Here is an 11,612-nt window from a genome sequence, read left to right as displayed (position 1 = left end):
TAATGATTCAACTCCCCGACTTCAGTCGCTCGTTTGAGTACGAAAATAATTATTACTGGGCGTCCGACGTCAACCGTATGGCGAAGGTTATGGCTCATTATGAGCTATACAAACAGACGCTCGATATTCCCGGCGCTATTGTCGAATGTGGTGTATTCAAAGGTGCCTCGCTGATTCGACTCGCTACGTTCCGGCAGTTGCTGAGTAACCCAACCGCAAAAAAAATCATCGGTTTCGACGCATTCGGTCGTTTTCCAGAAACAGACTTCACGGGCGATAAGGTTTGGCGGGAGAAATTCATTACTGACTCCGGCGAAGAAGGAATCGATATTGATCAGCTAAAAACCGTTCTGGAACACAAAGGCGTTGCCCAGAATGTGGAGTTGATCCAGGGCGATGTTTGTCAGACTATTCCCGAGTATCTGGAAAAACACCCTGAACTACGGATCAGCCTGCTTAATATCGATGTGGATGTCTACGAACCGACCCGCGCAGCTCTTGAGCACCTGTATGACCGTGTCGTAACAGGCGGGGTTATTATGCTCGACGACTACGCCAACGTATTCCCCGGCGCCAATGCAGCGGTGGAAGAATTTCTGGCCGGAAAGAACGTAACGGTCAAGCGCTTTCCGTTTGCTGTTACGCCCTGCTACATTGTAAAATAACATTACTCTACCTTATTTAATGAAAACGACCCAACAGGAGGACTTTTGGAGTGGCGAATTTGGCCAGCATTACACAGACCGTAACACGCGAGACCGGCTGGAGTGGGATGAGTTCTACCAGCAAAACTGGGGACTTACCAAATCCGAAATGAACGCCCGTTTTACGGAAGGCTGGTCGGCCAATACCCGGATTCTGGAAGTCGGTTGTAATACCGGCATGCAACTGCGGGGCTTGCAGGACGCCGGGTTTGAGAATCTGTATGGCATTGAGCTTCAATCCTATGCCGTTGAAAAAGCCAAACAAACCACCCAGCACATTAATATCATTCAGGGTTCGGGTTTCGAATTACCGTTCCGGGATGGCTTCTTCGACGTAGTGTGTACCAACGGTGTGCTGATTCATATTGCTCCCGACGATCTGCCCAAAATCATGGACGAAATGGTACGTTGCAGTGGTCGTTACATCTGGGGATTTGAATACTACAGCCCTGAACTGAAAGCGATACCTTACCGGGGCAACGAAGGGTTTCTGTGGAAAGCCGATTATGCGGCTCTGTTTCAACAGCGTCATCCGTCGCTACGTCTGGTGAAGCAGGAGTTGTACCCCTACATCAACGCAGCCGAGTCGGGCAACGTCGATTATATGTATCTGCTCGAAAAAACTGCCTGATGCGTACGCTGGCAATCATTACGGCACGGGGTGGCAGCAAACGCATTCCACGCAAAAACATCCGGCCATTTCTGGGCAAACCGATTATCGCTTACGGCATTAACGCTGCGATTCAATCGGGTTTGTTTGATGACGTAATGGTTTCGACGGACGATGTGGAGATTGCCGACATTGCTCAACACTACGGGGCATCAGTCCCGTTTCTGCGTAACGCCCAGACCGCTGATGATTTTGCCACAACCGCCGACGTACTGACGGAAGTTTTAGCTCAGTACGCTCAGCAGAACGTTACGTTCGATTATGCTTGCTGCCTGTATCCAACGGCGCCATTTGTTACGAAAGAACTGCTTAAACGGGCCTTTTCGACGCTCATCGACAGACAGTTTGATACGGTTTACCCGGTTCAGCGATTCAGTTTTCCGATTCAGCGGGCGGTACTGCTACGTAACGAAAAAGTCCAGTGGTTCCAGCCCGAACATGCTCTGACTCGCTCACAAGATCTGGAACCTGCCTACCACGATGCGGGGCAGTTTTATTTCTTCAACGTAGCCGCCTTTCAGCAAAATCAGCGTCTGATTACTGACAATTCCGGCGGTATTATCATCTCCGAAATGGAAGCCCACGATATTGATACGGAAGATGACTGGCAGGTTGCTGAACTAAAATATCAACTCAGACTGCTACGTACCGAATAAGGAAACACTCTTCATTCGGTACGTAGCAGTCGTCATGTAGCAGTCCTATGAAGCGAATTTTTTTCCGCGCAGACGGCAATGCGCAAATTGGGTTAGGACACGTCATGCGGTGTCTGGCGTTGGCCAATATGTTGAAAAACGAGTTTTCGATGCGTTTTGCCATTACTGAGCCAACCAGCAACGTAACGAATTTAATCCAGCAAGCCGGTTTGACCGTTGTTGACTTTTATGAGGAAACATCAAACGCTACGTTCCTGGCTAGTATTGACGCCGACGAAACGGTTGTGTTAGATGGTTACTCGTTTGATTCAGCATTCCAGCAATCCGTACGCGCACGGGCTAATAAACTGGTTTACATCGACGATTTGATCACGGGCCATCAGGTGGCCGATGTCATTATAAACCATGCGGGCGGTCTGACGGCTGATGAGTATGATGCAGAATCCTACACACAATTCTGTCTGGGTCCGCAATATGCTTTGCTCCGCCCTCAGTTCCTGAATCCCGATGGGTTTGGGGAACCACCCGCAAACGGACCAATTTTCGTAAGTCTGGGCGGTGCAGATCCTAAAAACACCTCGCTGGACGTATTGAAAGCGATCAGCCTTGTTGATTCGTCGCTGCAGGTTCGTATTGTATTAGGCCCATTCCATCCGAACCGAGACTCCATAGAAGCGTTTCAGGCTGAACTGCCTAATCTGACGATTCTTCAGAATCTGAGTGCTGATCAGATGGTCGACGAACTACGTCAATGCAGTCTGGCGATTACGGCCTGTAGCACGATTGCGTACGAAGTCTGCGCCGTTAATCGACCATTAATTGCAGTCGTAACAGCTGAGAATCAGGATCGGCTGGCTCGGTTTCTATCCGAAGAAAAACTGGCATTATCCGTTAATTTCCCGACGCTCCTAACGCGGCTCACGCCGGTTCTCGGCCTGGATCAGATGCTGAAACTGTCGATCCAATCGTTTCAATTCTCAACAGAACCTACCTCCGAATCGTTAGCGAATCAGAAGCGCTTTTTCGACGGACGATCTCCCGAACGATTCCGAGCTTTATTTCACGGTCTTAGTGTCGAATGAGGTTACGTATGCCATGTCTCCAAGACATGGCATACGTAACCTCATTCGACACTAAGGCAAGCCTAGTCACCTCATGAACCTGACACACCGCCCCGCTACGTTGGCCGACGCTCACTTGTATTTCGATTGGGCAAATGATCCCATTACCCGACAACAATCATTTAGCTCTGACCCAATTTCGCTGGAAACGCACACGGCCTGGTTTTCCAGAAAACTGGCGGATTCAACCGCTTTACTGCTGGTGTTTGAAAACGAAGCTGGCGAGCCGGTTGGTCAAATACGGTTTGAGCGGAAACCGGTTGCCGACATGCCCGATGAGATTATTGTCGGTATTTCGGTAGACACTCGTTTCCGGGGACAGGGTTTGGCCAGCCAAGTCATAGCCGAAGGTTGCGACGAATGCCGGAAGCAGTGGGGAGCCATAACAATACATGCCTATATTAAACCTGATAACCAGAGTTCTATCCGCTCATTTACCAAAGCTGGGTTCACATTCTCGCACGAAAGCGGTAAATTTGGGGTTTCTGGTCAGGAGAGACCTAGTTTAGTTTTCAGTAAGACCTTGTAGAAACCGACCTCTCCTATCGGAATCTGTGAGGTTACAATCATTATGACAGCAAATCAACCGATTCAGGTTGCCAACTATACCATCGGCGCAGGACACCGGCCTTTCGTTATTGCCGAGATGTCGGGCAATCATAACCAATCGCTCGAACGGGCGTTGGAAATTGTTGATGCCGTGGCCGATGCAGGCGCTCATGCCTTAAAACTTCAGACCTATACACCCGATACGATTACGTTTAACGGCTCGTCGGAAGAATTCTACATCCGGGATGCCAAATCGCTTTGGGCCGATAAGAATTTATATAAGCTCTATTCAGACGCCTATACGCCCTGGGAATGGCATAAACCCATTTTCGACCATGCGAAAAAGCGTGGCATGATTGCTTTTAGCTCGCCGTTTGATACAACGGCGGTCGATTTTCTGGAATCACTCGACGTACCACTCTATAAAATCGCGTCATTCGAAAACACAGACCATATACTGCTCAAAAAAATTGCGCAGACGGGTAAACCAGTCATCATGAGTACGGGCGTAGCGTCGGTTGCCGACCTCGATGAATCGGTAAAAGTGCTACGTGCCAATTGCTGTAAGGACCTGGTGTTACTCAAATGTACGAGTACATACCCCGCTACACCCGAAACGACAAACCTGCGCACGATTCCGCACATGCGCGAATTATTCGACGTAGCGGTTGGGCTCTCTGACCACACCATGGGCATCGGTGCGGCCGTCGCGGCTGTGGCATTAGGAGCGGTTGTTCTGGAAAAACACGTAACGTTACGTCGGGCTGACGGTGGAGTCGATTCGGCTTTTTCGCTGGAACCGGACGAACTAAAAAGTCTCGTTATTGAAACCGAACGAGCCTTTCTGGCAATGGGTCAGGTTAGTTACACGCTGACGGCCAAAGAGCAAAAAAGTCTTCAGTTCAAGCGCTCGCTATACGTAGTGCAGGATGTGAAAGCAGGAGAAGCCTTCACGCCGGAAAATGTACGTAGCATTCGCCCTGCGAACGGTTTGCATACCCGCTATTACGACGACATCATCAACAAAACAGCCACCAAAGACATCTCCGCAGGCACAGCACTGGACTGGAGTTTAATTTTGAATGATTGATTGATCGAATGAGTGAATAGGCCAATCATGAATTATTCACTCATTCGATCAATCAATCATTCTATCATTCCACTACATGGGTATCATAAAACGGCAAACCATTCAGAGTTCAATATATACCTACGCGGGTGTGGCCGTTGGTTTTTTAACGCAGGGACTTTTCTTTCCGCATTTATTTAGCAAGGCGCAGTACGGCTTATTATCATTGCTGATCTCGCTTTCATTAGTGCTGGCCCAATTTTCCAACTTGGGCATTAATGGCGCGGGGGGCCGCTATTTCCCTTATTTCCGAAACGCCGATCGTCAACACAACGGCTATCTATTCATAGCTACCCTTACTACGTTTATCGGTTCTCTCATTTGCATAGTAGGGCTTTGGCTGGCACGTTCATGGTTTATCGAGCAAAATCAAGGCTCATCAGCTTTATTTGTTAATTACTATTATCTGCTCATTCCACTTACGCTTTTTACGGTTTATTTCACTGTTTTTGATAACTACTCCCGGTTGCTATATGACCCAGTTACGGGTACAATCTTACAGCAGTTTGTCCAACGCATACTTATTCTCCTGGCTGGTATTACGTACTGGTTCGGTTGGGTCACATTCTCGCAATTTCTAGGGTTGTGGCTACTAGCCTTTTTTATACAAGCCATGTTGATGGTTTTCAGCGTAGCACGCGACAAATCGCTTTTTTTCAATCGTCGATTCATTTCCATCAATCCCACATTACGCCGAGAGTTAACACGATACGCAGCTTTAACCCTTACAACGGCTCTCTCTTCCCAAATTATCCTTGCCGTTGATAAAGTCATGATTAACCATGACATAGGTTTAGATGCGACTGGAATTTACAGCATGGCGGCCAATTTTGGGGCCGTCATTGCCGTCCCTGCAACTGCTCTTTATAAAGTATCCGGTGCGTTGATTGCTGAGTCCTGGAAAAACAATGATCTGGAAAATATAGCCACCATTTATCGGAAGAGCTGTCTGAATCAGCTTATTGCGGGATGTTTTGTGTTTGTGGGCGTTGCGGCTAATCTGCCTAACGTATTTCACTTTCTACCTGCTGGTTACGAAGGCGGCTATTACGTTATTTTATGGTTGGGCTTAGGCAAATTAATCGATATGGCAACCGGCGTTAACGGTATTATTCTGAATACATCCCGGTACTACGTCTATGATTCGCTGTTTTTCGTAGCCCTTACGTTTATTACCATTGGCGCTAATAAGCTATTAATTCCTCAGTTTGGCATCAACGGAGCAGCCATTGGCGCTGCACTGGCCACGTTCCTGTTTAATTTTGCCCGGACGGTTTTCGTCGGCTTTGCGTTTCGTTTGCAGCCATTCACCTGGCGAAATCTGGCGGCCATTGTTATTGGACTTATTGTTTGGTGGATAGCGGTTCAAATCCCCTATCCTGCAGCCAACGATTCTAACTGGCGGGTCATTCTGGATTTAACGTGGCGGTCATCACTAATTACAGCCTTGTTTGGCGGATTGGTTATTCTGCTACGTCTGTCACCGGAAATCAATCAGACCGTCGACGATTTACGAAAACGATATGTATAATGATTTCGAGGTTCGAGGTTTTGTCTTCTGAATTGATTCGTTGTACAATAAACCATACACCTTAAACTAAAAACCATAAACCTTACCATTCCTCCATGTGGGTTTTCCGTTTTTTATTCACCGAAACAGCTCGGTTACTACGTTCAACTGAAGGACGTCGATTGTTGTGGTTAGCCTTGCGGTACGGTAGCAAACCTCGTAATCAGCAGATTGACGTAACGTTTGGTCGATACCAGTTTCGGGTACCCGATGCGCTATCATTTATCTGGCAGGTCCGGGAAATTTTTGTCGATGAATTTTACCGGTTTCATACCACCAGCGCCAGGCCCGTCATTTTTGATTGCGGTACCAACGTGGGTACCAGCGTCGTTTATTTCCGGCAGGCTTATCCCAATGCCCGAATTGTAGCGTTCGAAGCGGATGAGCAAATCAGCTTAGTCTTACAGAATAACCTCCGGCAAAACCAGATTTCGGATGTCGAGATCGTAACGAAAGCCGTCTGGATAAACGATGAAGGCATCTGGTTTGGTAGCGATCAGGCCGATTCGGCTTCTATTTTTTCGCAAACGGATCGCAAGCTGGTTCCCTCCATTCGACTCCGCGATTATCTGCTGCGCGAAACCCGAATCGACATGCTGAAGATGGATATTGAAGGCGCCGAAACAGCCGTTCTGACCGATTGTCGGGATGCTCTGGCGCACGTTCAGAATATGTTTGTTGAATTCCACGCGTATCTCGATCATCCGCAAACGCTGGCTGAAGTTGTTCAGATTCTGGAAGAAAGTGGTTTTCGGTACTACATAAACACCAGTCAATACCGCCATGCGCCATTAGTTAATCATCGGTATCGGGGTAATGACAGCATGGACCTTCAATTGAATATCTTTGCGTATCGAAATTAGCGGAGTTGAGTTTATAGTCTATGGTTTTCAGTTTATGGTTGATTCGTCATACGAGGATATAAGCTAATAGACAGAGCAACTATAAACCATGCACTAAAAACTGGATTAACGAAAACAGAGTCCTGAATGATTGATAAAATACTAAGTCGCCCTGAGTTTCAGACCGAACCGCCGGTGCTGGTCGATATAGGAGCTTCCGGGCAACTCCATAATCGGTGGAAAACGTTTGCCAAATATGCCATCTGCATCGCATTCGACGCCGACGACCGCGACTTTGGCTACGTAGAGAGCGAATCCAGCCACTTTCGAAAACTATATACCTTCAACCACATCGTTACGGAAACAGATACCGAAACGGCCAATTTTTATCTGACCGAATCGCCCCACTGTTCCAGTCTGTTACGTCCCCGCCCCGATCTGATTCAGGAATATGCGTTTGCGCCCAAATTTGAACCCACAAAAGTGGTTCAACTCAAAACGCGAAGCCTGCGCTCGACGCTCGACAGTCTGAAAATCAAACAGGTGGACTGGTTTAAAACCGATTCGCAGGGAACCGACCTTCGACTGTTCCGCAATTTGGGTGAAGAACGTACCAAACGCGTTTTGACGGCTGAATTTGAACCGGGCATTGCGTCGATCTACGACGGCGAGGATAAACTCTACAAAGTGCTGCAATTTATGGAAGAAACGGGCAGCCACTGGCTGGCCGAACTACTGCCCAAAGGTTCTCCCCGCATCACGCCTGCTTTGCTGGATAGCTTCTCGACTCAGCCATTAGTGAAAAAGTTTGTTCTTTTCTCGCTCAAAAATAGCGCGGTATGGGGCGAAATGACGTATCTAAACCGATTTGCAGACGATGCTACCTTAACCCAGCGCAATTTGTTACTGGGCTGGGTTTTTGCTACTACACTGAAGCAACACGGCTTCGCGCTTATATTGACTCAGAAAGCCAAAGAGCGTTTTTCCGACCCAATTTTTGCGGAGATGGAACAGTACTCGCGTCGGCGTATCTGGGGACGTGTTTTAGGAATTGGGTTCTGGCCAGAAGTTGTTAAAAAGTTTAACCAGTTAGTTGGCCGGTGAGAGTTACGCACCTGAGCACGTATCATCTGTTTGGCGGAGCTGCCGTAGCCGCTAACCGACTCCATCAGGCTCTGTCGAAAGTTGGGTGGATGTATGGTGGCGTTGAGAGCACCATGCTCGTTGGTACGTCGAATCGGCAGGAAAAGCACCGACCCGCTCCCGGCGTTACGTATCTGGCCAACAACTTTCTGGCCGAACAAACCGCTTTCGGGCGATTCGTTGCTGAGCGATTATATTTTCTGCCGTACGAGCGAAACCGGTCTGTCCGCTTTCAGTTTTCGCCAGCTGCTTTCGGCACCAATATTGACTTTCACCCCGCCATTCAGCAAGCCGACATTCTGCATCTGCACTGGATCAATTTCGGTTTTTTATCCCTCAGTGGCTTAAAATCGCTGTTTAATCTGGGGAAGCCTGTTGTCTGGACCTTGCACGATCAGTGGGCGTTTACGGGTGGCTGTCACTACTCGCGCGGCTGCGATCATTTTTTAACGCACTGTCACCAGTGCCCATATCTGAAAAAGCCCGGCGAACAGGATCTATCGCATCAAGTGTTCGACAAAAAAGAAGCGGTTTTCCAGGGTGCGAATCTACATTTTACACCCCCAAGTCGTTGGCTATCCGACGAAGCAATACGTAGTAAGCTGTTACGTTCGTTTCCGTTCACGATTATTCCATACGCCATCGATCAGGATACGTTCCGGCCTATCGATCGGGCCGAGGCCAATGCGCAGCTAACAATTCCAGCGACTGACCGGCCTCGCATCTTGTTCGGAAGCGCCAACGTAACGGATCAGCGGAAAGGTTTTCGGTATTTTGCCGAAGCATTGCAACTGCTTCACCAGCAACAACCAGACGTAACGCCAGAAATTCTGGTTTTCGGAAAAGGTCGTTCTTATCTATTCGACGAGCTGCCTTATCCAATCCAGCATCTGGGCGTTCTGACCACTCAGGAAGACATCGTAGCGGCTTATAATGCCGCCGACGTACTGGTTGTTCCATCATTGGAAGATAACTTGCCCAACACGGTTATTGAGTCACTTTCCTGCGGTACGCCTGTAGTCGGTTTTCGAACGGGCGGCATTCCCGAAATGATCGATCATGAGCAAAATGGCTATCTGGCTGAGATCGGCTCGGCGCAGGAACTTGCTGATGGATTGGCGTTCGTGTTACGTCAGCAGAATCCAGATTTGTTACGTCAGACGGCCCGTCAGTCGGCAGAAGATCGCTTCTCCGAAGAAGTCGTGGCCCGACAGCATATTGAGTTATATCAACAATTATTGGCGGGTTGATTCGATTATCAACCGATTTTTTAGTCATCTATGCCTACCATTTCAATCATTACGATTACCTACAACGCCGAGCGCTTTCTGGAACGTACTATCAACAGTATTGTGAGCCAGCAAGCGACCGACTATGAGTATATCGTGATTGATGGCGGGTCGAACGATGGTACGCTTGGGATCGTCAGGCAATACGAGAACTCGATTACACAGTGGATTTCTGAGCCCGACAAAGGGCTGTATGATGCCATGAATAAAGGCCTGCATCGAGCTACGGGAGAATATGTCTGGTTTATGAACGCAGGCGATGAACTCCACGACGATCAAACCCTTTCTAACCTACTCGGCGTAATAACCTGGCAACGTCAGGAACAGGGCTCCGCCGACATATATTACAGCGATGCGCTCTTTGTACGGGATGATGGAACACCGGTTGGCTTACGTAGCCAGGTTACACCCCATACGCTTCCACATCGCTTAACCTGGCAGGATATGAACATGGGCATGAAAGTGTGTCACCAGGCTTTCATAGCCCGACGCTCGATTGCTCCTGATTATCCGATTGATAATTTGAGTGCCGATCTGGACTGGGAAATCCGCTGCTTGAAAAAAGCTAAAACAATCGAGTTTCTGCCCTTTGTCCTGTGCAAATACCTCATTGGCGGCTTATCGGTTCAACAGCATCGTCAATCACTAATTGATCGATTTAACGTACTGGTTACTCATTTCGGACTACTCCCGACTATTCTTAATCACGGCCGCATCGTGTGGCGAGCACTGGCACGCAAGGTGATGGTATAGCGGTAAAAATGGATTTTGCGTTTACTAATGTTGGCAAGACAGTAGGGCAGTCTGAAGGCTTTTTATGAAATTTCCATGAATCATTCGAGATAATTGCCAACACGATGCCTTAAGATTGTGAAATGCGGATAAATTTGCGGGGTTTCTTGTACGAACAACCTAACTTCTTGTCCTTTTTCAGTAAAAAATAGACTTGATCGATGAAAAGAATTGCTGTTTTTACCTCAGGTGGTGATGCGCCGGGTATGAATGCCTGCATTCGGGCGGTTGTCCGGGGGGCTGTTTACCACGGTATCGAAGTATTTGGTGTACGCCGGGGGTACAGCGGGATGATAAATGGCGACATTTTTCAGATGTCTTCCTACTCAGTGAGCAATATCGTTCAGCGGGGTGGAACCATTCTGAAATCGGCCCGTAGTAAAGAATTTATGACTCCTGAAGGCCGCGCCAAGGCTTTCGAACAATTACAAAAGTTTGGCATTGAAGGCCTGGTCGCTATTGGCGGTAACGGTACGTTTACCGGTGCAACAATATTCTACGACGAGTACGGTATTCCGACCGTTGGCGCACCCGGTACGATTGACAACGACCTATACGGTACTGATTATACGATTGGCTACGACACGGCAGTCAATACAGCGTTAGAAGCGATTGACAAAATCCGGGATACGGCTGATTCGCACGACCGTATCTTCTTAATTGAGGTGATGGGTCGCGACTCAGGCTATATCGCTATTCAATCGGGGATTGCCGGAGGTGCCGAATTAGTGATGGTTCCTGAAGTACTCACGCCTATTTCGGAAGTAGTAGAAACCCTGAAAGCAGGCTGGAGCCGCCAGAAATCGTCTTCTATTGTTGTCATTGCCGAAGGCGAAGAAGCCGGTATTGCCAGCGAAATTGCCGAAAAAATTCGTCAGCAGGTCGAATTAAATATCGATATGCGGGTGACGACGCTTGGTCATATTCAGCGTGGCGGTATTCCAACGGCGTACGACCGGATTCTGGCCAGTCGCCTGGGCTTGGGCGCTCTGGAAGGCCTCATGAATGGAGAAAAGAACGTAATGGCGGGTGTTGTTAATAATGAACTAGTCTATACTCCCTTCCGCGATACAATTCGCCTACCGAAGCCAATCAACGAGGATCTGCTGCGGATGGTGAAGATCTTGAGCGTATAACCGTTTTTTTA

The 11,612-nt window shown here is 48.3% G+C and carries 12 protein-coding genes; all 12 read left to right on the top strand.

Annotated features, from left to right (window positions below; genetic code table 11):
* Positions 1–2: 2 nt before the first annotated feature.
* The 12 genes from GK108_RS05250 (at position 3) to pfkA (ending at position 11,601) form a co-directional block, all read left to right on the top strand.
* Complete coding sequence (locus GK108_RS05250; protein ID WP_163943974.1) at positions 3–665, top strand: TylF/MycF/NovP-related O-methyltransferase; 663 nt, start codon at positions 3–5, stop codon at positions 663–665.
* Positions 666–684: 19 nt separating this feature from the next.
* Positions 685–1,335: a pseudaminic acid biosynthesis-associated methylase gene (locus tag GK108_RS05245; protein WP_163943972.1), complete on the top strand. Its 651-nt coding sequence runs from the start codon at positions 685–687 to the stop codon at positions 1,333–1,335.
* A complete protein-coding gene (gene pseF / locus GK108_RS05240) occupies positions 1,335–2,030 on the top strand; it encodes a pseudaminic acid cytidylyltransferase (protein ID WP_163943968.1) in 696 nt (231 codons plus the stop codon). Before GK108_RS05245 ends, pseF begins: the two co-directional genes overlap by 1 nt.
* Before the next feature lie 47 nt (positions 2,031–2,077).
* Entirely contained in the window at positions 2,078–3,112 is a 1,035-nt protein-coding gene (pseG, locus tag GK108_RS05235; RefSeq protein ID WP_163943966.1) for a UDP-2,4-diacetamido-2,4,6-trideoxy-beta-L-altropyranose hydrolase, read from the top strand.
* Positions 3,113–3,185: 73 nt separating this feature from the next.
* Positions 3,186–3,680: a GNAT family N-acetyltransferase gene (locus tag GK108_RS05230; RefSeq protein WP_163943963.1), complete on the top strand. Its 495-nt coding sequence runs from the start codon at positions 3,186–3,188 to the stop codon at positions 3,678–3,680.
* 42 nt (positions 3,681–3,722) lie between these two features.
* Positions 3,723–4,790 (top strand): pseudaminic acid synthase, encoded by a 1,068-nt coding sequence (pseI, locus tag GK108_RS05225; RefSeq protein ID WP_163943960.1) that lies wholly within the window; start codon positions 3,723–3,725, stop codon positions 4,788–4,790.
* A gap of 76 nt (positions 4,791–4,866) precedes the next feature.
* Positions 4,867–6,360 (top strand): lipopolysaccharide biosynthesis protein, encoded by a 1,494-nt coding sequence (locus GK108_RS05220; RefSeq protein WP_163943958.1) that lies wholly within the window; start codon positions 4,867–4,869, stop codon positions 6,358–6,360.
* Between the two features lie 95 nt (positions 6,361–6,455).
* On the top strand, positions 6,456–7,262 hold the full coding sequence (locus tag GK108_RS05215; RefSeq protein WP_163943955.1) for an FkbM family methyltransferase: 807 nt from the start codon (positions 6,456–6,458) through the stop codon (positions 7,260–7,262).
* 126 nt (positions 7,263–7,388) lie between these two features.
* A complete protein-coding gene (locus tag GK108_RS05210; RefSeq protein ID WP_163943954.1) occupies positions 7,389–8,345 on the top strand; it encodes a hypothetical protein in 957 nt (318 codons plus the stop codon).
* Positions 8,342–9,634: a glycosyltransferase family 4 protein gene (locus GK108_RS05205; protein ID WP_163943951.1), complete on the top strand. Its 1,293-nt coding sequence runs from the start codon at positions 8,342–8,344 to the stop codon at positions 9,632–9,634. Before GK108_RS05210 ends, GK108_RS05205 begins: the two co-directional genes overlap by 4 nt.
* Positions 9,635–9,664: 30 nt before the next feature.
* The gene (locus tag GK108_RS05200) at positions 9,665–10,426 is read left to right on the top strand and encodes a glycosyltransferase family 2 protein (RefSeq protein ID WP_163943948.1); all 762 of its coding nucleotides are present in this window, start codon (positions 9,665–9,667) and stop codon (positions 10,424–10,426) included.
* Positions 10,427–10,626: 200 nt separating this feature from the next.
* On the top strand, positions 10,627–11,601 hold the full coding sequence (pfkA, locus tag GK108_RS05195; RefSeq protein ID WP_163943945.1) for a 6-phosphofructokinase: 975 nt from the start codon (positions 10,627–10,629) through the stop codon (positions 11,599–11,601).
* Positions 11,602–11,612: the final 11 nt, after the last annotated feature.

This window comes from Spirosoma terrae, from assembly GCF_010435915.1.
Classification (GTDB): Bacteria; Bacteroidota; Bacteroidia; order Cytophagales; family Spirosomataceae; genus Spirosoma; species Spirosoma terrae.
Note: the sequence above shows the minus strand (reverse complement) of the source record. Positions and strands in the feature narration are given on the sequence as shown.

Bases quoted from the DNA above. Each gene is read 5' to 3' on its own strand.
- GK108_RS05250 (WP_163943974.1), top strand. From the start codon at position 3: ATGATTCAACTCCCCGACTTCAGTCGCTCGTTTGAGTACGAAAATAAT.
- GK108_RS05245 (WP_163943972.1), top strand. From the start codon at position 685: ATGAAAACGACCCAACAGGAGGACTTTTGGAGTGGCGAATTTGGCCAG.
- pseF (WP_163943968.1), top strand. From the start codon at position 1,335: ATGCGTACGCTGGCAATCATTACGGCACGGGGTGGCAGCAAACGCATT.
- pseG (WP_163943966.1), top strand. From the start codon at position 2,078: ATGAAGCGAATTTTTTTCCGCGCAGACGGCAATGCGCAAATTGGGTTA.
- GK108_RS05230 (WP_163943963.1), top strand. From the start codon at position 3,186: ATGAACCTGACACACCGCCCCGCTACGTTGGCCGACGCTCACTTGTAT.
- pseI (WP_163943960.1), top strand. From the start codon at position 3,723: ATGACAGCAAATCAACCGATTCAGGTTGCCAACTATACCATCGGCGCA.
- GK108_RS05220 (WP_163943958.1), top strand. From the start codon at position 4,867: ATGGGTATCATAAAACGGCAAACCATTCAGAGTTCAATATATACCTAC.
- GK108_RS05215 (WP_163943955.1), top strand. From the start codon at position 6,456: ATGTGGGTTTTCCGTTTTTTATTCACCGAAACAGCTCGGTTACTACGT.
- GK108_RS05210 (WP_163943954.1), top strand. From the start codon at position 7,389: ATGATTGATAAAATACTAAGTCGCCCTGAGTTTCAGACCGAACCGCCG.
- GK108_RS05200 (WP_163943948.1), top strand. From the start codon at position 9,665: ATGCCTACCATTTCAATCATTACGATTACCTACAACGCCGAGCGCTTT.
- pfkA (WP_163943945.1), top strand. From the start codon at position 10,627: ATGAAAAGAATTGCTGTTTTTACCTCAGGTGGTGATGCGCCGGGTATG.